General features: G+C 60.9%; 17 protein-coding genes and 1 pseudogene. 12 read left to right on the top strand and 6 right to left on the bottom strand.

The window, feature by feature from the left end; translation table 11 throughout:
- Window positions 1-57 precede the first annotated feature (57 nt).
- From KW848_RS00300 to tpx, 6 genes are all read right to left on the bottom strand, one after another.
- Entirely contained in the window at window positions 58-2,139 is a 2,082-nt protein-coding gene (locus tag KW848_RS00300; RefSeq protein ID WP_218534652.1) for a bifunctional diguanylate cyclase/phosphodiesterase, read from the bottom strand.
- Window positions 2,140-2,296: 157 nt separating this feature from the next.
- Window positions 2,297-3,778 (bottom strand): efflux transporter outer membrane subunit, encoded by a 1,482-nt coding sequence (locus tag KW848_RS00295; protein ID WP_192409432.1) that lies wholly within the window; start codon window positions 3,776-3,778, stop codon window positions 2,297-2,299.
- On the bottom strand, window positions 3,775-6,882 hold the full coding sequence (locus KW848_RS00290; protein WP_192409433.1) for an efflux RND transporter permease subunit: 3,108 nt from the start codon (window positions 6,880-6,882) through the stop codon (window positions 3,775-3,777). Before KW848_RS00290 ends, KW848_RS00295 begins: the two co-directional genes overlap by 4 nt.
- Entirely contained in the window at window positions 6,879-9,983 is a 3,105-nt protein-coding gene (locus tag KW848_RS00285; protein WP_218534651.1) for an MdtB/MuxB family multidrug efflux RND transporter permease subunit, read from the bottom strand. Before KW848_RS00285 ends, KW848_RS00290 begins: the two co-directional genes overlap by 4 nt.
- The gene (locus KW848_RS00280; RefSeq protein WP_218534650.1) at window positions 9,980-11,296 is read right to left on the bottom strand and encodes an MdtA/MuxA family multidrug efflux RND transporter periplasmic adaptor subunit; all 1,317 of its coding nucleotides are present in this window, start codon (window positions 11,294-11,296) and stop codon (window positions 9,980-9,982) included. Before KW848_RS00280 ends, KW848_RS00285 begins: the two co-directional genes overlap by 4 nt.
- A gap of 178 nt (window positions 11,297-11,474) precedes the next feature.
- On the bottom strand, window positions 11,475-11,975 hold the full coding sequence (gene tpx / locus KW848_RS00275; RefSeq protein ID WP_008150862.1) for a thiol peroxidase: 501 nt from the start codon (window positions 11,973-11,975) through the stop codon (window positions 11,475-11,477).
- Window positions 11,976-12,344: 369 nt separating this feature from the next.
- Between tpx and KW848_RS00270 the strand changes: the two genes are divergently transcribed.
- From KW848_RS00270 to KW848_RS00215, 12 genes and pseudogenes are all read left to right on the top strand, one after another.
- On the top strand, window positions 12,345-12,770 hold the full coding sequence (locus tag KW848_RS00270; RefSeq protein ID WP_218534649.1) for a YciI family protein: 426 nt from the start codon (window positions 12,345-12,347) through the stop codon (window positions 12,768-12,770).
- Window positions 12,771-12,951: 181 nt separating this feature from the next.
- Window positions 12,952-13,194, top strand: a pseudogene (locus KW848_RS00265) (hypothetical protein); the annotation flags it as partial.
- A gap of 58 nt (window positions 13,195-13,252) precedes the next feature.
- Entirely contained in the window at window positions 13,253-14,704 is a 1,452-nt protein-coding gene (locus KW848_RS00260) for a DUF1254 domain-containing protein (RefSeq protein ID WP_218534648.1), read from the top strand.
- Window positions 14,705-14,731: 27 nt separating this feature from the next.
- Window positions 14,732-16,135 carry a DUF1254 domain-containing protein gene (locus tag KW848_RS00255; RefSeq protein ID WP_218534647.1) on the top strand — a complete coding sequence of 468 codons (1,404 nt, stop codon included), beginning with the start codon at window positions 14,732-14,734 and terminating at the stop codon, window positions 16,133-16,135.
- 12 nt (window positions 16,136-16,147) lie between these two features.
- Complete coding sequence (locus KW848_RS00250; RefSeq protein ID WP_218534646.1) at window positions 16,148-17,101, top strand: transporter; 954 nt, start codon at window positions 16,148-16,150, stop codon at window positions 17,099-17,101.
- Between the two features lie 14 nt (window positions 17,102-17,115).
- On the top strand, window positions 17,116-18,096 hold the full coding sequence (locus tag KW848_RS00245; RefSeq protein WP_218534645.1) for a MoxR family ATPase: 981 nt from the start codon (window positions 17,116-17,118) through the stop codon (window positions 18,094-18,096).
- An 8-nt stretch (window positions 18,097-18,104) separates the two neighbouring features.
- Complete coding sequence (locus KW848_RS00240; protein WP_218534644.1) at window positions 18,105-19,043, top strand: DUF58 domain-containing protein; 939 nt, start codon at window positions 18,105-18,107, stop codon at window positions 19,041-19,043.
- Window positions 19,040-19,633, top strand: a complete 594-nt coding sequence (locus KW848_RS00235; protein ID WP_218534643.1) for a DUF4381 domain-containing protein — start codon at window positions 19,040-19,042, stop codon at window positions 19,631-19,633. The genes KW848_RS00240 and KW848_RS00235 overlap by 4 nt, the downstream gene beginning before the upstream one ends.
- Window positions 19,620-20,612, top strand: a complete 993-nt coding sequence (locus KW848_RS00230; RefSeq protein ID WP_218534642.1) for a VWA domain-containing protein — start codon at window positions 19,620-19,622, stop codon at window positions 20,610-20,612. The genes KW848_RS00235 and KW848_RS00230 overlap by 14 nt, the downstream gene beginning before the upstream one ends.
- A 1-nt stretch (window position 20,613) precedes the next feature.
- Window positions 20,614-22,194, top strand: a complete 1,581-nt coding sequence (locus KW848_RS00225; protein WP_218534641.1) for a VWA domain-containing protein — start codon at window positions 20,614-20,616, stop codon at window positions 22,192-22,194.
- On the top strand, window positions 22,191-23,621 hold the full coding sequence (locus KW848_RS00220; protein ID WP_218534640.1) for a BatD family protein: 1,431 nt from the start codon (window positions 22,191-22,193) through the stop codon (window positions 23,619-23,621). Before KW848_RS00225 ends, KW848_RS00220 begins: the two co-directional genes overlap by 4 nt.
- Window positions 23,618-24,646, top strand: coding sequence for an HAD family phosphatase (locus KW848_RS00215; RefSeq protein ID WP_218534639.1), 1,029 nt, complete (start codon window positions 23,618-23,620; stop codon window positions 24,644-24,646). Before KW848_RS00220 ends, KW848_RS00215 begins: the two co-directional genes overlap by 4 nt.
- The last annotated feature ends 27 nt before the right edge of the window (window positions 24,647-24,673 follow it).

The following is a 24,673-nucleotide window of genomic DNA, read 5'->3' as shown; positions in this document are numbered from 1 at the left end:
GCCAAGAATAACCGTCATCGCTGGCTTTTGCATGGGCTCACATCAATCACATCGTTCTCAACTCACCGCCAATTGCTCTGCACGCAGAATATCCACCATGAAGCGTTCAGCCGGCAGCGGGTGCCCGAGCAGGTAACCCTGAAGCGAATCACAACCGAGTTGCGTCAGGAAGTCTTGCTGCGAGTCGGTTTCCACCCCTTCGGCGACGATCCGCAACCCCAGTGCCTGGCCGAGGGCAACGATGGCGGAAACGATGGCGGCGTCATCGCTGTCACGCTCCAGATCGCGGACAAAACCACGATCGATCTTCAGTTCGTTGGCGGGCAAGCGCTTGAGGTACATCAAGCTCGAATAGCCGGTGCCAAAGTCGTCGATCGACAGGTCGACACCCATTGTCGACAGTTCCTGAAGCACCGTCATGCTCGCATCGGCATCGCTCATGGCGGTAGTTTCGGTGATCTCGAGGGTCAGGCTGTTGGCCGGCAAATGGTGAGTGGCCAAGGCTTTGGCGACGCTCTGGACCAGGCCTGCGTGGCAGAACTGCAGGGCTGAAAGGTTCACCGCGATGCGCCAGTCGGTGTACCCGAGCACGTACCACTCGCGCATCTGGCGGCAGGCTTCGTTGAGCACCCATTCGCCAATCGGAATGATCAGCCCGGTCTTTTCCGCCAGTTCGATGAACTTGTCCGGGAGCAACATGCCCTGGGTCGGATGCTCCCAGCGCAGCAATGCCTCGGCACCGACCGGCCGGCCATTGTTGGCATCGAACTTGGGTTGGTAATAGAGACTGAATTGCTGCTGATCGAGGGCGATACGCAAGTCCTGCAGCAATTGCAGCTGTTTACGCGCGTTGCTGTTCATCGAGGCATCGAAGAAGCTATAGCCGTTTTTCCCGGCGCCTTTGGCGTGATACATCGCCGCGTCGGCGTTCATCAGCAACTCTTCGGCGGTTTCACCGTTACCGGGATAAATCGCGATGCCGACACTGGCGGAAATCTGCAAGTCATGTTCGGCGACCCGGAACGAACGCGCGATCAGCCCGACCTGGCGGGCTGCCAGGCTCAATGCGTCATTCTGTTCGCCGAGCTGCACCAGTAAAACGAACTCATCACCGCCGATCCGCGCCAGGGTGTCATGGCTGCGCAAATCCTCGCGCAAGCGCAGACCGACTTCACGCAACAACAGATCGCCCATATGGTGACCGAAGGCATCGTTGACGGGTTTGAAACCGTCCAGATCGATGAACATCAACGCGAAACAACCGCCCTGCTCCTGCACCATGGACATCGCCTGATCAATACGGTCAGCCAGCAACACGCGATTCGGCAGGCCGGTCAGGGTGTCATGCAAGGCCAGTTGAGTCAGTTCGCGGTTGGCCTCGGTCAATGAGTGGGCAAGGCTTGCGGTGCGGGCCTCAAGGCGCGCATCGAGGATCGAAGTCAACAAGGCAAGGCTCAACACTGCCAGGGTGGTGATCAGCACCAGATTGTCCAGGCCCTTGCCGTTCAGACCGCTGACGGCCGCGCCACAGAAGCTGCCATCCGGGAAACGCGCCGCCGCCATGCCGGTGTAATGCATGCCGACGATCGCGAACCCCATGATCACCGCCGCACCGCCACGGATCAGGCCGACATAAGGCGTGTGCTGGCGCAGGCGGAAAGCGATCCATAACGCGGCGCCCGAGGCGACTACGGCGATCAGCAGCGAGGCGCCGAACAGCGTCGGATCGTAATCGATACCCGGCTGCATGCGCATGGCGGCCATGCCGGTGTAGTGCATCGCGCTGATCCCGGAACCCATGACCAGCGCGCCGAATGCCAATTGCCAGGCTGGCAATTGTGGCTGGCTGACCAGCCACAGGGCAAAGCCGCAGGACAAGATGCCAGTCAGCAGTGACAGCAACGTGATGCCGACGTCGTAACCGAGGTCGATGGGCAATCTGAACGCGAGCATGCCGATGAAATGCATCGACCACACGCCAACCCCCATGGCAAAGGCGCCGCCCGCCGTCCATAGATGCACGGCCCGGCCCTTGGCCGTGGCGATGCGTTCGGTCAGGTCGAGCGCGGTATATGAGGCGAGAATCGCCACAAAAAGCGAGATGATGACCAGCGTGGGGGAATAGCTACCGATAAGCATGAGACTACTCGCGACAGCCCCTCCGTACTGCTTCCATTCTCGGGGGGCAAATCGGGCGATTGTACTGATTGCGCAAAAGAACGCACTGACAAAATAAGCAAATGGCCATCAAGCCGATGAAACGCTTGTTTGACACCCTGCCACAGGCTCGCAGCCCCTACTCTTTTTCGCTTACTTGCAATGCCCCATCCCAGCCACCGCCCAATGCCGCGATCAACTGCACGCTGGCAATCAACCGGCTCTGCAACAGGCTCAGCACGCTACGTTCATTGTTCAACGCTGTGGCCTGAACCACCACCACGCCCAGGTAAGCGATCACACCGGCCTTGTACTGGTTCTGGGTCAGGCGCAAGGATTCACGCGCCGCGTCCAGTGCTTCCTGGCGCACGCCCGCTTCGTCTTCCAGAACCTTGAGCTGCACCAGATAGTTTTCCACTTCACGGAAGCCATCGAGCACGGTCTGGCGGTACTTGGCCACGGTCTCGTCGTAGGCCGCTTCGCTGCGGTCAACTTCCGCGGAGCGCTGACCGCCGTCGAACAAGGTCATGGCCAATTGCGGTCCGACCGACCAGAAACGGTTTGGCAAGCTGATCCAGTTGGCATAGGTGCTGCTGCTATAGCCACCGTTCAGACTCAGGGTGAAGTCCGGGTAATAGGCCGCCTTGGCCACACCGATGTTGGCATTGGCCGCCATCACCGAGCGTTCGGCGGAGGCGATGTCCGGGCGGCGCTCGAGCAATTGCGAAGGCAGGCTCAGCGGTATCTCGGGCAACGCGGGAATGTCTTTGGTTTCAGCCAGGCTGAACTCGGCCGGCGGTAGCCCGATCAGTACGGCGATGGCATTCTCGAATTGAGCACGCTGCCAGATCAGATCGACCCTGTCAGCCTGGGTGCTTTTAAGCTGAGTCTGGGCCTGCGCCACCGCATCCTTGCCGGAGACACCGGCGCGGTACTGGTTTTCAGTCATTGTCAGCGAGCGCTGATAGGCCTCGACCGTCGCTTCCAGCAGGCGTTTCTGCTCGTCGATCACCCGCAATTGCAGGTAGTTCTGCACCAGTTCCGACTGCTGGCTCAAGCGCATCGCCGCCAGATCGGCATAACTCGCCTCGGCGTTGGCGGTGTCAGCTTCAAGGCCTCGGCGCAACTTGCCCCAAACGTCGGCCTCCCAACTGACGCCGGCCTGTGCGGTGTAAGTGTCGCGAATCCCGCTGGAAGAACTGGTCAGGCTCGAACTGCTGCTGCCGGTGCCCTGGCTGGAGCGGTTTTTCCCGACGGTCAGGTCCACGGTCGGAAAAAACGCGCCACGGGCACTGCGCACCAAGGCCTGGGCCTGACGGTACTGGGCTTCGGACTGCGCGACGGTCTGGTTGGCACTGTTAAGTTTTTCGATCAGGCCATTGAGCTGCTGATCGCCATACAACTCCCACCAGGCGCCACGGGCCAGGGAATCGCTGGGGTTGGCCTGACGCCAGCCTGCCGCTTCCTTGTATTGCGCCGGTGCAGCCGCTTGCGGGCGCTGGTAATCCGGGCCGATGGCGCAGGCGCTGAGCATCGCGACGCACAGCGCCAGGCTCAACAAGCGCGAGCCTCGGGCCGTTACCAGCGGTGCAGCCAGAGTGATAAGCGAACGGTCAGTCATAGCGGAGTTTCCAGAGCAGCATCGGTACGCACCCCACGCCAGTGGTTGAAGCGATGGCGCAGTTTGTCGAGATAGAGGTAAACCACCGGGGTGGTGTAAAGGGTCAGCACCTGGCTGAAAACCAGTCCGCCAATGATCGTCAGGCCCAGTGGCTGACGCATTTCCGCACCTTCGGCGCGGCTCAGCAGCAACGGCAACGCGCCGAGGATCGCCGCCAGGGTGGTCATCAGAATCGGCCGCAGACGTTGCAGGCAAGCGCTGCGAATCGATTCCAGCGGCGCCATGCCCTGATGCCGCTCCAGCTGCAAGGCAAGGTCGATCATTAGAATGGCGTTTTTCTTCACCACGCCGATCAACAGGAACAGCCCGAGCAACGAGATCAGGCTGAACTCACCGCCCAGCGCATAGATCGACAGCAACGCGCCAACCCCGGCCGACGGCAAGGTCGAAAGAATGGTCAGCGGATGGATGTAGCTTTCATACAGCACACCGAGCACCAGATACACCGCCACCAGCGCTCCGAGAATCATCCACGGCTGGCTCTTCTGGGTCGCGGCAAAGGCGTCGGCAGTGCCGGCCATTTTCACGATCACGTCTTCCGGCATACCCAGTCTGGCGATAGCCCGCTCAATGGCCGCCGTGCCCTGCTCCACCGCCACGCCTTCGGCCATGTCGAAGGAAATGCTCTCGGAGGCGAATTGGCCTTCATGGCTGACGCGGTCGTCTTCCAGGCTGTTTTCGTAATGAGCGATGGTCGAGAGCGGAATCCGCGCACCGTCAGCGGTGATCACCTGAACCTGTTTGAGGGTGATCGGGTCCTGGGCATATTTCGGATTGACCTCCATGACCACCTGATACTGGTTAAGGCTGTCGTAAATCGTCGAAATCTGCCGCTGGCTATAGGCGTTGTTCAGCACCGCGGTGACCATGTCCATGTCGACGCCCAGGCGTTTGGCCTGATCGCGGTCGACGATCAGGGTCACCTGTTGGGCGCCGCGCCCTTCACGGGCGTCAATCGCGGTCAGTTCCGGCAACGCCTTGAGTGCGGTAACGACTTTCGGATACCACTCGCGCAACTCGCCAAGGTCGGCGCTTTGCAGGATGTAGGAATACTGGGACGTGGTCTGTTCACGACCGCCCCCAAACTGCAGGTCCTGATCGGCCATCAGCATCAGCTGTGCACCGGCGACCTTGGGCATTTCCTTGCGCAGGCGCTCAATGACCTTTTGCGCAGAAATGTTGCGTTCCTTGATCGGTTTCAACCGCACCAGCATGAAGGCGTTGTTGGTGCCGTTGGTGCCGCCGATGAAGCCGGCAACGCTTTGCACCGCGTCATCCTTGAGCACGGCGCGGCGGAAGGTTTCCATTTTTGGCTGCATCACATTGAATGACAATCCGTCGTCACCGCGCACGAAACCGATCAGTTGGCCGGTGTCCTGCTGAGGCATAAATGTTTTAGGAACAACGACATACAGCGCAATGTTAACGCCGACTGTCACGATCAGGCTAAGCAACGTCAACCGGCGGTGACGCAGCACCCAGTCAAGGCTTGTGGCGTATTTGCCGACCATCCACTCGTTGGCGCGCTGGCTCCAGCGCTGCAAACGGTTTTCCTCACCCGGCGTATGCGGCTTGAGCCAGCGGGCGCAGAGCATCGGCGTCAGCGTCAAGGAGACCACCAGCGACACCACGATGGACGCCGCCAACGTGATGGAAAACTCGCGAAACAGGCTTTCGACAATCCCGCCCATAAACAGGATCGACAGGAACACCGCCACCAGCGAGGCGTTCATCGACAGCAAGGTGAAGCCGACTTCCTGCGCCCCGAGGTACGCGGCCTTCATCGGCGGTACGCCTTTGTCGATGTGCCGGGAAATGTTCTCCAGCACCACAATGGCATCGTCCACCACCAGCCCGGTGGCCAGAATCAGCGCCATCAGCGACAGGTTGTTCAGGGAGAATCCGTAGAGGTACATCACCGCAAAGGTGCCGACCAGCGACACAGGCACCGCAAGGGTCGGAATCAACGAGGCGCGGAAGTTACCGAGGAACAGGAACACCACCAGAATCACCAGCGCCACGGCAATCAGCAGGGTCATTTCCGCTTCGTGCAAGGTCGCCTTGATCACCGGCGACCGGTCCATCGCCACGTTCAGCTTCACGCTGGCCGGCAAAACGGCCTGCAACGCTGGCAGTTGAGCCTTGATTTCGTTGACCGTCTCGATGATGTTGGCGCCGGCCTGGCGGTTGATCACCAGCAGTACCGCCGCGTCGTTGTTGAAGAAGCCGCTGTTGTAGCGGTCTTCGACGCCGTCGCTGACCTTGGCCACGTCCTTCAGGCGCAGGGCCGCGCCGTCCGCGTAGTGGATGATCAGCGACTCGTAATCCTTGGCTTTCTCGAGTTGATCGTTGGCCTGAACCTGCCACAGCCTCTGGGCATCTTCGACCGAGCCTTTGGGCCTGCGCACGTTGGCGTTGGCGATGGTGTTGCGCACATCGTCCAGCGCCACGCCGTACTGGTTGAGCGCCTGCGGTTCGAGTTCGATGCGCACCGCCGGCAGGGAACTGCCGCCAATCTGCACTTCGCCGACGCCCTGCACCTGAGACAGGCTCTGGGACAGAATCGTCGAGGCCAAATCGTAGAGCTGGCCTTTTTCCAGTACATCGGAGGTCAGCGACAGCACCATGATCGGCGCCTGGGACGGGTTGACCTTCTTGTAGGTCGGCATGCTGCGCATCCCGCTCGGCAGCAAATTGCGCGAAGCGTTGATCGCCGCCTGCACTTCCCGCGCCGCGCCGTTGATGTCGCGGTCCAGGTCGAACTGCAAAATCACCCGGGTCGAGCCCTGGCTGGATCGGCTGCTCATGGTGTTGACCCCGGCGATGGCGCCGAAGGAGCGTTCCAGTGGCGTGGCCACCGTCGAGGCCATGACTTCCGGGCTCGCACCGGGCAGACTCGCCTGGACCACGATCACCGGGAAGTCCATCTGCGGCAGCGGCGATACCGGCAACAGGCCGAAGCTCACGCCGCCCAGCAGCAGAATCGCCAGGCTCAGCAACATCGTTGCGACCGGGCGCTTGATAAAAGGTCCGGACAGGTTCATGGCTGTTCTGCCGCTTCCACGGTTTCAGACTTGCGGCCCCAGCGCCGACCGAGGCGGTCGAAGTACAGGTAGATGACCGGAGTGGTAAACAGCGTCAGCACCTGACTCACCAACAAGCCGCCCACCATCACCAGACCCAATGGTTGACGCAGTTCCGCGCCGGAACCGGTCGCCAGCATCAGTGGCACCGCGCCGAACAACGCGGCCAGCGTGGTCATCAGAATCGGCCGGAAACGCAGCAGCGCCGCCTGATAGATCGCCGTTTCCGGGTCCACGCCCTGATTGCGTTCAGCGTCGAGGGCGAAGTCGATCATCATGATCGCGTTCTTTTTCACGATACCGATCAACAAAATGATGCCGATGATCGCGATCATGCCCAGATCATTGCCGCTCAACAGCAACGCCAGCAAGGCGCCGACCGCCGCCGAGGGCAAGGTCGAGAGAATGGTGATCGGGTGGATGTAGCTCTCGTAGAGCACGCCGAGCACGATGTACATGGTGACCACCGCCGCCAGAATCAGCAGCAAGGTGCTCGACAGCGACGCCTGGAATGCCTCGGCCGCGCCCTGGAACTGGGTCTGCACGCCAATCGGCATGCCGATGTCCTTCTGCACCTGGTCGATGATCTCCACCGCATGCCCCAGCGCCACGCCGGGCGCGAGGTTGAACGACATCATCACTGCCGGAAACTGCCCGATATGAGTGATCGCCAGTTGGGCCTGACGTTCCTCCATGTGCGCCAGACTGGACAGGCGCACTTGCCCGCCATCGGTGGTTTTCACGTGAATCTGATTCAGCGCCTCCGGGCCGATCCTTTCGCCCGACTGCGATTGCAACACCACTCGGTACTGGCTGGCCTGGGTGTAGATGGTGGAAATCTGTCGCTGGCCGAAGGCGTCGTACAGCGCATCGGTGATGTTCGACACCGACACACCGACCCGCGACGCCGCATCGCGGTCGATCACCAGATAGACCTGTAGGCCTTTGTCCTGCAAATCGCTGGCAACGTCGGTCAGCTCTGGCCGTTGGGCCAGCGCGTCCACCAGACGACCGCTCCACAGAGTGAGCAACTCCGAGTCCGGCGACGACATGCTGAACTGGTATTGAGTCCGGCTGACGCGGTCTTCGATGGTCAGGTCCTGCACCGGTTGCATGAACAGGCGAATGCCGGTGAGTTTGTCCAGCTCCGGTTGCAGGCGTGCAATCACCTCGGTGGCGCTCAGGTCGCGATTGCTGTGGGATTTGAGGTTGATCAGCAGACGGCCGCTGTTCAGCGTCGAGTTGTCACCGTCCACGCCGATGTAGGACGACAGGCTCTCCACCGCCGGATCCGCCAGGATCACTTTGGCCAGTTCCTGCTGACGTTCGCTCATGGCCGCAAAGGAAATCGACTGCGGCGCTTCGGAAATACCCTGGATCACCCCGGTGTCCTGCACCGGGAAAAAGCCCTTGGGCACCACCATGTAAAGGAACACGGTCAACGCCAGCGTGCCGATGGCCACCATCAGGGTCAGCGGTTGATGCTTGAGAACCCACTTTAACTTGCGCCCGTAAGCCGCGATCATCCAATCAATTGTGGCGCCGCTGGCCCGGTAGAAACGGCCCTGCTCTTCTTCCTTCGGCTCACGTTTGAGCAAACGCGCGCACATCATCGGCGTCAGGGTCAGGGAGACGACAAGGGAAATCAGGATCGCCACCGCCAGGGTGATGGCAAATTCGCGGAACAGCCGCCCCACCACGTCGGCCATGAACAGCAGCGGGATCAGTACGGCGATCAGCGACAGGGTCAGGGAGATCAGGGTGAAGCCGATCTGCTTGGCGCCCTTGAGCGCCGCATTCAGGGGGCTGTCGCCCTCTTCGATAAATCGGGAAATGTTCTCCAGCATGACGATCGCATCGTCCACCACGAAACCGGTGGCGATGGTCAGTGCCATCAGGGTCAGGTTGTTGACCGAGAAGCCCGCGAGGTACATCACGCCGAAGGTGCCGATCAATGACAGTGGCACGGCCACTGACGGAATGATCGTGGCGCTGGCCCGACGCAGGAACAGGAAGGTCACCATCACGACCAGCGCAATGGCGATCAACAATTCGTGCTGCACGTCGGTGACCGAGGCGCGAATGGTCTGGGTGCGGTCGGTCAGCACGGTGACTTCCAGACCGGCCGGCAGGTTGTCGGTAATGCTCGGCAGCAGGGCTTTGATCCGGTCAACCACTTCGATGACGTTGGCGCCAGGCTGTCGCTGGATGTTCAGCAGCACGGCCTGGTTTTCATTGGCCCACGCCGCCAGACGTTCGTTTTCCGCGCCATCGACGATCTCTGCCACATCCTTGAGCCGCAACGGTGCGCCGTTGGCGTAGGCGAGGATCAGGTTGGCGTAGTCCTTGGGCGAGGTCAGTTGATCGTTTGCATCGAGCATCGACACCCGGGTCGGGCCGTCGAAGTTGCCCTTGGGCTGGTTGACGTTGGACGCGCCGATCAGGGTGCGTACGTCCGACAGGTTCAAGCCATTGGCCGCCAGCGCCTCGGGATTGACCTTGATCCGCACCGCCTGACGCTGGCCGCCGGCGATGCTGACCATGCCGACGCCGCTGATCTGGGCAATTTTCTGCGCCATGCGCGTGTCGACCAAGTCATTGAGCTTGGGCAGCAGCATGGTCTTGGAGGTGATGGCCAGGGTCAGCACCGGGGTGTCCGCCGGGTTGACCTTGTTGTACACCGGAGGCGCCGGCAGGTCCTTGGGCAGCAAATTGGTCGCAGCGTTGATCGCCGCCTGCACCTGCTGCTCGGCGACGTCCATGTTGATGTCGAGGCTGAAACGCAGGGTCAGCACTGAAGCGCCGCCGGAACTGGTCGAGGCCATCTGGGTCAGGCCGGGCATCTGCCCGAATTGACGCTCAAGGGGCGCCGTCACGGCGCTGGTCATGACATCCGGGCTGGCACCGGGATACAGCGTCATGACGCGGATGGTCGGGTAATCGACCTGAGGCAATGCCGATACCGGCAACAACCGATAGGCGATCACGCCGGCCAGGATAATGGCCAGCATGCTCAGGGTCGTGGCGACCGGGCGAAGGATGAACAGCCGCGAGATGTTCATGCGCCGCCCTTTTTCGCCTTGTCGGTGGTCGTCGCGTCAGGCGTCGAAGCGGCCGATTTGCCTTGCAGGTGCCCGGTCGGGGTGGTCGGTACATCCCTGGTGTCGTTGACCACTTCCACTTCGCTGCCTTCCTTCAAGCGGTCGGTGCCTTCAAGGACCACGCGATCCCCAGGGGCCAGGCCTTCGGTAACCACGGTGTTTTCACCATCACTGGCGCCGACTTTCAACTGACGAATCGCGACTTTCTTGTCGCCGTCCAGGGCGTAGACAAACGTGCCGTTGGTGCCGAACTGAATCGCTGCCGAAGGTGCGAGCACCACGTCTTTGAGGGTGTCGGCCAGCAGGTGGACGTTGACGAACTGGTTCGGGAACAGCGCCTGATCGCGGTTTTCGTAACGCGCCTTGAATTTCAGGGTGCCGGTGGTGACGTCGATCTGGTTGTCCAGGCTCTGCAAGACGCCAGTGGCCTGCAACTTGGTGTCGCCACGGTCCCAGGCTTCGGCGGGCAGTTTGGCACCGGTGCGATAACGGGCCAGCACGGTCTCCAGGCTGTTTTCCGGCAAGGTGAAGGCAACGCTGATCGGTTGGGTCTGGGTGATGATCACCAGGGCGGTGGTGTCGTTGGCTGCCACCAGGTTGCCGACATCCAGCTGACGCAAGCCTACACGTCCGGCAATCGGGGCGCGGATCTTGGTGAATTCCAGATTGAGCTTGGCGTCGTTGACTGCCGCCTGATTGGTTTTGACCGTGCCCTGATACTGGCCCACCAGCGCTTCGGCGGTGTCCAGGGTCTGCTTGGCGATACTGTCTTCGCGATACAGGCCGCGATAGCGTTCCACATCGACCTGGGCGTTTTTCAGTTGTGCCTGGTTCTGCAGCAAGGTGCCTTCGGCCTGAAGCAAGGCGTTCTGGTAAGGACGCGGGTCGATTTCAGCCAGCAGATCGCCAGCCTTGACCATCTGCCCTTCCTCGAAGGAGATCTTCATCAGCTCGCCACCGACTCGGCTGCGCACATTAATGGTGTTCAGCGCCGTCACGGTGCCCAGCGCCTTGTAGTACAGCGGGAAGTCGCCCTTGACCGCTGGCGCGACACGCACTGGAACCGGCCCGGTCGCCCCGCCGAAACCCGGACGCATCCCCCCCGACTTGCCGGTATGCCCGGCAACGGCTTTTTGCCCTGCGCCCTCTTTTTGGGCAGTGCCAGCGGGCCAGAACTTCCAGCACAGGCCAGCGATGACCAACAGGACAAGCAGGCCGAACAGCCAGCGACGGGGACTACGGGAAACGGAGGATTGCATGGAATGATCAACCATTGGGCGCGTGGGCTTCTTCTACAGGAGGCTGAACGATAAGCACTGGCGGGCATTAAGCAAAGCGGCTTTACCGGCAATTTACCTTTGGCTTACGTAACAGGATGTTTGGCCAAGACACTGAATCACAAATGAAAACGGCCTGGACAGTGCCAGGCCGTTAACAATTGTAAAACTAGACTTACTTCAGAACAGCAAGTGCTGCTTCGTAGTTCGGTTCTTCAGCGATTTCCTTGACCAGTTCGCTGTGCAGAACGTTGTCGTTTTCGTCCAGAACCACGACGGCACGGGCGGTCAGGCCTTTGAGCGGGCCGTCAGCGATGGCAACGCCGTAGTTCTCGATGAACTCGGCACCGCGCAGGGTCGACAGGTTCTGTACGTTTTCCAGGCCTTCGGCGCCGCAGAAGCGTGCTTGAGCGAACGGCAGGTCAGCGGAGATGCACAGCACGACCGTGTTGGCGACATCACTGGCCTGGGCGTTGAACTTGCGAACCGAAGTCGCGCAGGTCGGGGTATCGACGCTTGGGAAGATGTTCAGCACTTTGCGCTTGCCGGCGAAGCTCGCCAGGGTCACGTCGGACAGATTGCCGGCAACCAGGGAAAAGGCTGGCGCCTTGGAACCGGCTTGTGGCAGTTGGCCGTTGACTTGAACCGGGGAGCCTTTAAGAGTGACTTGAGCCATGAACGGAGTCCTTCTGAACGTTGTTGTAGAGAATTTGAAGAGGCCGAAGTTAACCACGAAATGGCCCGACGACCTATGCCCAGATACAAATTGTGAAGTGTCGCCGCCTAAATTGGATACAACTCTGACAATCAACACAATTCCCTTGTGGGAGCGGGCTTGCTCGCGAAGGCGTCGGCACATCCAGCACTGATGCAAGCTGACCCACCGCTTTCGCGAGCAAGCCCGCTCCCACAGGGTCGGTGTACAGCGTACCGCCCTCGCCGGCCACAATCAGGCGTTCATGACGAAAGGCAGCCAGCGTTGTCGATTCAGGCGACGGCCATTCGACTAGTCTGTGAGTCACTCACATCCAGCGGAGATAAGACCATGCGATTCATGATCATTGTGAAAGCCAGCCAGGATTCCGAGGCCGGTGTGATGCCCAGCAAAGAACTGATGACTGCGATGGGCAACTACAACGAGGAATTGACCAAGGCCGGCATCCTCATCGACTGCGATGGCCTGCAGCCCAGCAGCAAAGGCGCCCGTGTACGTTTCTCGGGTGACCAGCGCACGGTGATCGACGGCCCGTTCGCCGAAACCAAGGAGCTGATCGCCGGCTACTGGATATGGCAGGTGAAGTCGAAACAGGAGGCGATCGAGTGGGTCAAGCGCTGCCCCAATCCGATGCCGGGCACCGACGCCGAGATCGAGATTCGCCAAGTGTTCGAAGCCGAAGATTTCGGGGACGAGTTCACACCGGAACTGCGGGAGCAGGAAGAGCGGGTGCGTGCGCAGATGAACAAGCACTGAACCACGGATCATTCCCACGCGCCTGCGTGGGAATGATCAAAATGTCGGTACCTAGTGGCGAACCCCGAGTTAGCTGCTAGCTTCAACAGACGTGTCCTACAGGCTTGATAGGAAAGAGATTTCGCAGTAACGGCCGCCAAGTGCCGGGTTGTCCAATGAGCCACGAAGGAACGGGGGAATCATGTCGAACAATTCGGGGACACACGCCTTTCTATTGGCAGCATCAAAAGCGTCTGCCATTTATGCCCACGCGGATAACGCCGACACGGCCAACAAAAGTAACCCGCACAACGGCTACAGCACCGGCATCGGTGACCTGAACCTGTTCAATATTTTCCTGCTCAAGAGCGACGGTGTGCAGCTGGGCATCGGTCCGCAAATCACCGCACCCACCGCCGATCAGGATGAACTGGGCACCGACAAGCCGCCGTTCACGCTGTTTGCCGGGATCAACGTCACGTTTGGCAAATAAGGACTTTTCTATGCACGGTGCAATTCGCGCAGCCGGTTTCAGCCTGATGACCATGTTCGTCAGTTGCGGAGTCGGCGCTCAAGACCTCGATACCCGAATCGGAAAAATCGCAATGGAAGGTGAACTGCCGGCCCATGAATCGATTGCCAGACTCTACGCCGAACTGGATTTCCAACAGGCGACCCAGAGTTATCTGTGGGCCTTGCCGCTGGTGTCCTACGCGCAATGGCAGGAAGCGTTTCGCGACAAACTCGGCGCCCACAGCGGCGACCTGATGTTGCTCAACAGTTACGAAGACAAACTGGGCGTGATCACCGCCAACGCCACCACGCCGTACATCCTCGGCTTCGTCGACCTGAATGAAACCGGTCCGCTGGTGATCGAACTGCCGCCCGGCCCGACGGCGGGCGGTGTGGGTGATTTCTGGCAGCGGGCAATCATCGACATGGGCCAGACCGGCCCGGACAAAGGCAAGGGCGGCAAGTATCTGGTGCTGCCACCGGGTGCCGAGCCACCGGCCGACGCCGGCAAGTATTACCTCGCCAAGTCGGAAACGATGAACGTGCTGGTGGGTTTTCGCGTCCTCGATCCGGACCCGGCCAAGGGCAAAGCGCTGGTCGAACACTTCAAGATGTACCCGTACGCCAAACGCGCCGAACCGGCCAAGACCCAACAGCTCTCCCCCGGCGGCAAGGCCTGGTCCGGCACGCAGCCACGTGGCCTGGCGTATTGGGAGCGCTTGCACCAGATCATCCAGAAAGAACCAGTCAACGAACGTGACCGTTTCTACATGGCCATGCTGGCCAGCCTGGGCATCGAAAAAGACAAACCCTTCAACCCCAACGACAACCAACGCAAGGCACTCGAACAAGGTGCGCAGGTCGGCGAACTGATCGCCAAGGCCAACACCTTTGCCAAGCGTTTTCCAGACGCCCAGTACTGGAAAGACCGGCAATGGGACACCGTGCTGAACATCGCCGAGCCGTCCCAGCGCGTGGCTTATTACGACCAGTTGTGGGAACGCAGTGCCTGGTTCTACGAAGCGGTGACCAACACCAAGGGCATGGTTTCCAGGACACCAGGCCTGGGCCAGACCTACCTCGGCGCCTACACCGACGCCAAGGGCAACTGGCTCGACGGCGGCAAAAGTTATCGCCTGCACGTCGGCGCCAACCCGCCGGCCAAGCAGTTCTGGTCGATGACCGTCTACGACATCGACAGCCGTTGCCTGATCGACAACCCGCAGCGCAAGGCCGATCTGTCGTCCCGTCAGGACCTGAAAAAGAACGCCGACGGCTCGGTGGACCTGTACTTCGGCCCGACCGCACCCAAAGACTTCGAGAACAACTGGGTGCAAACCGTGCCGGGCAAACACTGGTTCAGCTATTTCCGTCTGTACGCGCCCACCGAAGCCTACTTCGATAAAAGCTGGAAACTCGACGACATCACGGCTGTGGAATGACGCCCAAGCGTTTTATAAGGAAATTTTATGAATACCCGCATGCTGCTCACCGCACTGTCACTCGCCCTGAGCACCAGCGCCTGGGCCGACTTCACCGCCACCCCGGAAGAAGCCCGGGGCATCGCCAGGGAAGCCTACTTGTACGGCTTCCCTGTGGTAGAGATGTACAAGACCCTCTACACCCAGGCCGTGGACAAAAAGAGCCCGAATTTCAAGGCACCGTTCAACCAGATCGGCAACACCGCCAAGGCGTTCACCGCCAAAGACACCGCCTTCGTCACCCCGAACGCCGACACGCCCTACTCCTTCGTCTGGATGGACCTGCGCGCCGAACCGGTGGTGCTGACCTTGCCGGCCATCGACGAGCACCGTTACTACTCGGTGCAGTTGATCGACGCCTACACGCAGAACTTTGCATACCTGGGCACACGCAGCACGGGCAACAATGGCGGGCATTTCATGATTGCCGGGCCGACCTGGCAAGGTCAGCAACCGGTGGAAATGGATCGGCTGCTGCGCAGTGAAACCAACATCGCCTACGCGCTGTATCGCACGCAGTTGTTCGATGAAAAGGACGTGGGCAAGGTCAAGGAGATCCAGAAGGGTTACAAGGTCGAGACGCTCAGCCACTACGTCAAACAAAAAGCCCCGCCCGCCGCGCCAAAGATCGACTGGCCGAAACCCACGCCGACCATGAGCGAGACGCCCGACCTGTTCCGCTACCTGAACTTCATGCTGTCGTTCGCCCCGTCCCAGGATGCGGAAAAGGACCTGCTCGCACGCTTTGCAAAAATCGGTGTTGAAGCCGGCAAGCCTTTCAAACTGGACGCGCTCACGCCTGAGCAGCGCAAGGCGCTGGAGGACGGTATCAGCGATGCCAAAACCGAGTTTGCCCAGTTCAAAAAAGACAAGGTCGACACCCACCAGGTCACCAGCGGTGACTTCTTCGGCACTCGCGATCACCTGAACGGCAACTACCTGTACCGCTACGCCGGCGCCAACATGGGGATCTTCGGCAACTCCGCCGAAGAGGCGAATTACATCGGTTATTTCGTCGACAAGGACGGCCAGCCGGTCGACGCCTCGAAACACGATTACACCCTGCATTTCGACAAGGGCGCCCTGCCCCCGGCCGACGCGTTCTGGTCGCTGACGATGTACGACGGCAAGAACAAATTGCTGGTGGCCAACCCGTTGAATCGTTACCTGATCAACTCGCGGATGTTGCCAAATCTCAAGTTCGACGCCGACGGTGGGCTGACGCTTTATGTGCAGCACAAGGCACCGGCCAAGGACCTCCAAAGCAACTGGCTCCCCGCGCCAAATGGCCCGTTCTACGGGGTCTTGCGCTTGTACCTGCCGAAACCGGAAGTCACCAGTGGCGAATGGAAAATGCCGCTGCTGAACCCCGTCAATCAACCAAAACAATAAACGGAGCCCGTCATGGTCAGGCCTTTTGTTGTGCGTCCTTTACTGGCCCTGTGCGTGCTCGGTACAAGCTCGCTGACCCTCGGGGCGGAGGGCGGTGTCGGTCGGCCGATCACCGGGCAACAGGTGTTTTCCAATGCCGGGATCGTGCCGCCGGAACCCGGCTGGGTCACGTCGTTCACCAGCATCTGGTATGACGGTGAACTCAAGGGCGGCAAGGGTGCGCCGATCTCCGGTGAAGTCGGTGTAGGCCTGGACATGAAAGTCTCCTACACCATGGCCAACTTCACCCATATCTGGGACACCGGCAAAGGTCGCTGGAACTACGCCTCGGCCATCGGTGTGCCGGTGCAGTACACCGACGTCAGCATCAGTATTACCGGCCCGCGCGGGCGGACACTGGGCAGCGAAGACACCGGCACACAGTTCGCCGACATGCTGATTACGCCAATCGCCGCCGGCTACCACTTCGACGAGGTCAACCACCTCTCGCTTTCCTTGCCGATCTACGTGCCGACCGGTGCCTATAACGACGATCGTCTAGCCAACCCCGGCCAGAACACTTACACCTTCATGCCCACCGTGGCCTTCACCCATCTGGACGGCAAGGGCGGCGAGTTCACCCTGTCGAGCGGCCTGGAGTTCTACACCGAGAACGACGCCACGGATTATCGCAACGGCAACATCTTCACCCTCGATGCGCTGTGGACCCACGGGTTCGGCAACGGCTGGAACGCCGGCATTGTCGGCGGTTACGTGCAGCAGATCACCGATGACAAGGGCCAGACCGCCGATTCACTCAACGGTTTTCGCGGCCGCTCGGTGGGCGCCGGGCCGGTGGTGGGCTGGGCCGGAAAATTTGCCGATGCCCAGGCCAGCGTCAGCGCCCGCTGGGTACCGGAATTCGACACCAAGAACCGCCCTGAAGGTAACGGTTTCAGCATCAACCTGACGTTGGCGTTTTTCTAGGAGTGAAACATCCCATGACCGCACTCAATGACCTCAACGCCCTGCAAGCCAGCATCGCCGAAGCTGTGCTCGGCCAGGATCAGGTGATCCGTCAGATTATCCTGGGTCTGTTGGCCAACGGGCACTTGTTGCTTGAAAGCCTGCCCGGCCTGGCCAAGACCCGCACGGTCAAGGCGCTGGCCAAACACCTGGACGCGAAGATGAGTCGCATCCAGTTCACTCCCGACCTGCTGCCGTCAGACATCACCGGTGCCGAGGTGCTGCACCAGATCGATGGCAAGAACGAGATCCAGTTCCAGCCCGGCCCGCTGTTCGGCAACCTGATCCTGGCGGATGAAATCAACCGCGCCCCGGCCAAGGTACAAGCGGCATTGCTCGAAGCCATGGAAGAACGGCAAATCACCGTGGCCGGCAACAGCCACGTGCTGCCGGAGTTGTTCATCGTGGTCGCGACCCAGAACCCGATCGAACAGGAAGGCACTTACCCGCTGCCGGAAGCGCAGATGGACCGGTTCCTGATGAAAGTTCTGCTGGATTACCCGAGCGCGGAAAACGAAAGCCAGGTGCTGCGCCTGTTGCGTGAAGAGGAGTTTGCGTTGGGCGCCAAAACGGCTGCGGTGCAGGGCTTTTCACTGTCCCAGGAGGTGATCTTCGCGGCGCGTAGGGAAGTCAGCGCCGTTCACGTGTCCCCGGCCATCGACCGCTACCTGATCGACCTGATCAATGCCACCCGCCACCCGGCCGATTACGATGCCGACCTCGGTCGCTGGATCGCCATCGGCGCCAGCCCTCGCGGCGGCATTGGCCTGGATCGTTGCGCCCGGGCCGATGCCTGGTTGCAGGGGCAGGATTTTGTCTCGCCGGACAACGTTCGCGCCGTGGTGCATCCGGTGCTGCGTCATCGCCTGCAACTGAGCTATGACGCGATAGCTGACGGTGTCACTGCCGATCAGGTGCTTGATCGCCTGCTCGACAACGTCGCGATTCCGGCCTGAGGCAGAAAATGGACAGTGCGGACGGTCTGGTCTATGTCTCCCTGGCGCAGTTGATGGCCCTGGAGTTCAAGGCGCGCGACCTGAGTTTCCTCGCGCGTCAGCCGCAAGGCAGCATTCTCGCCGGCAACCATGCCTCACGCCTGCGTGGCCGTGGGTTGAACTTCGATGAACTGCGCCGCTACCAGCCGGGAGACGACTTGCGTCATCTGGATTGGCGGGCGTCGCTACGCACTGGAAAACCGGTGGTTCGCACCTTTACCGAAGAGCGCGACCGCCCGGCATTGATTCTGGTCGATCAGCGCATGTCGATGTTCTTCGGCTCCCAGCGCAGTTTCAAATCCGCCATTGCCGCCGAACTTGGCGCGTTGGCCGCGTGGATGGTGTTCCACGCAGGAGATCGGGTCGGCGGCCTGGTGTTCAACGATTTGCGCATCGAGGCCATTGCCCCGTTGCGCAGCCGTAAACGTGTCGAAGCGCTGTGCAGTCGCATCGCTGAGCAGAATCAGCATCTGAACGCAGCCAATCCGGACGCCGAAGGCGAGGGCCAACTCGACAAGGTTTTACAGCATTGCCTGGCGGTGGCCGGTCACGATCACCTGATTTGCATCGTCAGCGACTTCGCCGGCACCGGTGAGCGTACCCTGCAGTTGATGCGCCAGTTGGCGGCTCACAACGATGTGATTGCGATGCAGGTCTACGACCCGTTGGCGCTGAACCTGCCGAAAAACGGTCGTTTGTTGATCACTCAAGGCCAGTTGCAGGTGGAACTGGCCGTCGAGCAACGCAGCGTTCATCAGCCGCTGGGGGACTTCCTCAGTGGTCGGCTCAAGGACGTCGCCACGTTGCTGCGCCGCAGTCAGGTGCCGCTGATGATGTTCAGCACCGCCACCGAGGCGCAGGAACAATTGCGCGCCGAACTGGGCAAGCTCGGCAGAGGTCGGCGATGAACCCGAACATCCCGAGCATCGAACAGCTCAAGGAAATCGCCCTGCCCGCGCCGGTGAGCTATGCGCCGCAGACGTGGGGTTGGTGGGTGTTGCTCTGGCTGTTAGTGATTGCCGTTTTGCTGGTCAGCGCACGGAGGTATTGGCAGTGGCGGCGGGATCGTTACCGGCGCGAGGCGTTGGTGCGACTGGCTGAACTGCAAAACAGCGATGATCCACTCAATGCCCTGCGCGAACTGCCAGAACTGCTCAAACGCGTAGCCCTGTCGATGCCATCCCCTGGATGGAATGCAAACAATGTGGGAGCGGGCTTGCTCGCGAAGACGGACTTCCATTCAACACTGATGTCGTCTGATCAGACGCCTTCGCGAGCAAGCCCGCTCCCACAAAATCCATCCACGCTTGGGGGAAAGGATTGGCAGGCATTCCTGGTGCGGCACAGTGCACAGCCGTTGCCGACCGATTTCAGCCAGCAACTGGCGCAGCTTGCTTATGCGCCAGACACCGAATTGCTTGCATTGCCGAGCGACAAGCGCGATCAACTGTTCGCCACCTGCAAACACTGGGTGGAGCATCACCATGTGGCAGCTTGATTACCCCTGGCTGCTAATCCTTTTGCCATTGCCGTGGCTCGGCTACCGCTACCTGCCCGACTACCGCGAAGCCCGCAGCGCCGTGCGCGTACCGTTTTTCAACGCCATGAGCCGAGCCGTCGGCCAGGCACCCGGCCAGGCCGGCACACGCAGCAATCGCTGGCAATTACTGCTGAATCTGCTGGTCTGGGCACTGTTGCTGGTGGCGGCCGCTCGCCCGGTGCTGGTTGAAAAACCGATCGAGCGCCAGCAACCGGTGCGCGACCTGATGCTGGCCATCGACATTTCCCAGTCCATGGAAACCACTGATTTCACCGACGCCAACGGCCAGAAGATCAACCGTCTGGCGGCGGTCAAGGACGTGGTTCATGGCTTTATCGACAAGCGCAAAGATGATCGGCTGGGCCTGATCGTGTTCGGCAGCGGGGCTTACCCGCAGGCGCCGCTGACCCTCGATCACGCCAGCCTGTCACTGTTGCTGGACGACACCGGCATCGGCATGGCCGGCCCCAACACGGCCATCGGCGACGCCATCGGTCTGAGCCTGAAACTGCTCGACCAGGCCCACGAACAGGAAAAAGTGCTGATCCTGCTCACTGACGGCAACGACACCAGCAGCGCCATTACGCCGGATCACGCGGCGTCCATGGCGGCCGCCAAAGGCGTGGTCATTCACACCATAGGCATTGGCGACCCTGACGCCTCGGGCGAAGCCAAGGTCAACCTTCAGGGTTTGCAGCAAATCGCCGAGGCCACGGGCGGCAAGTTCTTCCGTGCTGAAGATCGCAATACGCTGGATCAGGTGTACGCCACCCTCGACAAACTCACGCCGCATCAAGTGAAAGCCCTCAGTCATCAGCCGAAAAAGGATCTGTTCTGGTGGCCAATGGGGGCCGCGATCGGTTTGCTCGCGCTCTATCACTTAGGCGCCCTGCTCCGTCCGCACCTGACACTCGCGCGTCAGCGGCAGGAGGCTTGAGATGGAAATCAATCTCAGCGACTTCCATTTCCTGCGTCCACTGTGGCTGTTGCTGGTGCCGTTCGGCGCCCTGTTGCCCTGGCTGTGGCGCCGCAGTCGCGACGTGCAACGGCGCTTGCGTAGCAACATCGCCGAGCACTTGTTGCCGCATTTGCTGATTACGCCGCAGGATCAGCAGCGCTTTCGGCCCGTGCACCTGGCCTGCGTGTTGTTGATGCTGGGTGCCATCGCCGCTGCCGGGCCCACTTGGGAACAGGACCGTCCGGACTTTCTGGAAAACCGCGCGCCACTGATCATCGCCATCGACCTGTCACCGTCGATGGACGCCACCGACGTACAGCCAAGTCGTCTGGAAGCGGCCAAAAACAAGGTGCATGACCTGATCCAGCGTCGCGCCGGTGCGCGCAACGGGTTGATCGCCTACGCCGGCAGCGCTCACCTGGTATTGCCGCCAACCGACGATCCCGCCCTGCTCGACACCTTCATTCAAGCCCTGAGTACCGACCTGATCAGCAAACCGGGGAAAAATGTCGGCGCGGTAATCGAGCAAGCCAAACGCCTGCTGATCGCCGAGAAAACGCCGGGAACCCTATTGCTGATCACCGACGGCGCCGACACGTCACAACTCAGCGGTCTGGACAAGCAACTGGACGACAGCGCGCTGCAAGTGCTGATTCTGGCCGCCGGCAGCGAGGACGGCGGGATCATCCACGACGCCAACGGCCAGCCACGTATCGACAGCGATGGTCGTCCGGCACTCGGCAGGTTTGATCAGGCAGCCCTCAAACAGCTTGGATCAACGCTGGATGCGCCGTTGGGCAGCCTGACGCTCAATGACGACGATCTGGACTGGATCGAGCTGCACGCCCAGCAGCACTTCCAGGCGGCCAGCGATGAACAGCGCGAACTGCACTGGAAAGACGCCGGTTACTGGCTGTGCTGGCCGTTGCTGCTAATCGCCTTCTTTAGTGTGCGCAAGGGCTGGAGCCTGAACTGGACGGCCGGGTGGTTGCTGGCACTCAGCATCGGAATTCAGCCGGCGCCGGCCGAAGCCAACGCATTGACCGATGCCTTTTTCACCTCTGATCAACAAGGCCGCTGGGCCTTCGAGCACGAGCACTTCCCGCAGGCTGCCGCGCACTTCGTCGATCCCTACTGGAAAGGCATTGCCGCCTACAACGCCGCCGATTACGACCTGGCATTGGCCAGTTTTGCGCGGCTCGACACCCCGCAGGCGTATTTCTACCTGGGCAATATTTACGTGCGTCGCTTCAAGTTTGATCAGGCCATCGCCGCGTATACCCAGGCGTTGAAAATGCAACCGCAATTCCCTGAAGCCACCGCCAACCTGGCCCTGGCCATCGCCTTGCAGAAAGATACCGACAGCGCCGAACAGAACGCACCTGAGGTCAAACCCGACGACATCAAAATGGACAAGGCGCCGGGCAAGGGTCAGAGCAAACCGGTCGAGACCGAGCAAGCGGCGTCGGATGCCCTGTGGTTGCAGAACCTCAGCACGTCGCCGGCGAAGTTCCTGAAGCAGAAATTCAGCTTGCAGGATCAGGCGGGAGGCAAACCATGATCCGTCTGATAGACCGAGTCGCGCCCTTCGCGAGCAAGCCCGCTCCCACATTTGATCCGGATGCACCGCAAATCCCCTGTGGGAGCGGGCTTGCTCGCGAAGGCGCCAGGTCATTCACCACTAAATTCGGCACCTTGTTGATCCTCTCCCTGATCAGCACCAGCGCCATTGCCACCGAACCCGAGCTACGTGTCCAGTCCCACCTGCAACCCACCAACTCAATCATGGTCGGCGGCATTCTGGAACTGCAACTCGATGTCCTCACCGACAGCTGGTTCACCGACGCCCCCACCCTGCCCGACCTGAAGCTGCCCGGCGCACTGGTCATGCCGCCCGACGGCCATGCCGAACACCTGAACCAGACGCTCGACGGCAAGTCGTTCAACGGCATGCGCTACCGCTACCGAATCACCCCGAATCTGGCCCAGGGTTTCGACATCCCGGCATTGACGGTGCACGCCACGCCCGGTCAGGCCAGCACGCCGTTGACTGCCCAAAGCCAGCCACTGCACTTCATTGCCACACAACCACCGGGGTTCAAACCCGGCGAACCGGTGCTGGTGGCCCAAGGGCTGCGCTTCACGCAAACAGTCCTCAATTCGGCGACACCCCTGAAGGTCGGTGACAGCCTCACCCGGCAACTGACATTGCAGGCCGACGACGCCCTGGCCATGTCGCTGCCCGCGCCGTCACTGGCGGATGTCGCCGGCCTCAGCCGCTATCCGAAAGCCGCGCAAATCAGCAACCTCGACGACGGGCGCGGCCATTTCAACGGCGGCCAGCGCATCGACACCATGACCTATCGAATCGATACCGAAGGCCGCCATCACCTGCCGGCAATCGAGCTGAAATGGTGGGATGCCAGCTCCGGACAGACCCGCACGGCACAAGTCCCCGCCGTCACCTTCGAGGCCGCGGCCAACAGCGCTTATCGGCCGGTGTTTTCGATCACCGAAGACCTGAAAAAACTCACTCAGCAAGGTCGCGTGCATCTCTCCAGGCATTGGCTGGTGCTTTTAGCGCTGCTGGTGACCGTGACGCTGCTCGGCTGGTTTGCCCGTCCACTCGTCCATCGTACGTACCTTCAATGGCAGGCCCGACGCCGCGCCCGACACGTCGCGTGGCTGCAGTCCGCCGACTACGCCTGGCGGCAGATTCCGGCGCAAATCGATGGCAAACCCGCACAGTTGAGCGCCCTGTACCTGTGGGCCAGACGCAGCCACATGGGGCTGAAACTGACAAACCTTGGTCCGCGCCTGCAAGACCTGTTGCACGCCTGTTACAGCCGTCAACCCACCGAAGACCAAGCACTCCACCACCTCAAGCAATCCTTGGCTACGCTGCATAGTCAGGCCAAACGCAACTCAGCGTCAGCCGCACCAGCACTGCGTCCACTCAATCCCGCTCACGCGAAGGATGTTCCATGATGAACCCGATATCGCTGCGCTACCGCTACGGGCTGACGCTGCTGTTAACCCTTGCGCTGAGCCTGCCGGTGCTGGCCCAGACCCGCGAGCCCCTGCCCTCGTGGAACGACGGCCCGGCGAAAAACACCATCATCGAGTTCGTCCAGGCCGTGACCGATCAAAGCAGCAAGGACTTCGTCAAACCCGCCGATCGTATCGCGGTGTTCGACAACGACGGCACGCTGTGGAGCGAGCAGCCGATGTACTTCGAATTGCTGTTTGCCCTGGAAGAGGTCAAACGCACCGCACCGCAGCACCCGGAATGGAAAACCACCCAGCCCTTCAAGGCCGTGCTCGAAAATGATCAGAAGGCCCTCGGCGAGTCAGGCATGGACGGCATCCTGAAAATCTTCGGTGCCACCCACACCGGCATGACCACCGAAGCCTTCGACGACTACGCCAAAACCTGGCTGACCCAGGCGCGTCATCCAAAAACCGGCAAGCCCTACACCGAGATGATCTTCCAGCCGATGCGGGAAATGCTCGATTACCTGCGCAGCCAGAATTTCAAAACCTACATCGTCTCCGGCGGTGACACCGCGTTCATGCGCGCCTTCGCCGAGCAGGTCTACGGCATCCCGCCGGAACAAGTGATCGGCACCACGTTTGTCACCGCCTACCACCTCAAGGACGGCCAACCGTCGATCCTGCGCACCGCCAAACTGGCCCACAACGATGACGGCCCGGGCAAACCGGAAAGTATCGACGCGGTCATCGGCCGGCGCCCGATCCTTGCGTTCGGCAACTCCGACGGCGACCTGCAAATGTTGCAGTGGACTGCCGCCGGGCCGGGCAAACGCTTCATGGGGCTGGTGCATCACACCGACGCCAAACGCGAATGGGCTTATGACCGTCAATCCCGGATCGGTCGCCTGGACAAGGCTCTGGACGAAGCAAAAACCCGCGGCTGGACTATCGTGGATATGGCCGCCGAGTGGCGCCGGATCTATCCCTTCGAGGCCGCCACCCCCGAGCACGTGCAGTAAAAAAGCGTTACGCAGGACTGCAAAAAA

Source organism: Pseudomonas sp. PDM25, from assembly GCF_019219045.1.
Lineage (GTDB): Bacteria > Pseudomonadota > Gammaproteobacteria > Pseudomonadales > Pseudomonadaceae > Aquipseudomonas.
This window is presented reverse-complemented; position numbering and strand designations above follow the sequence as displayed.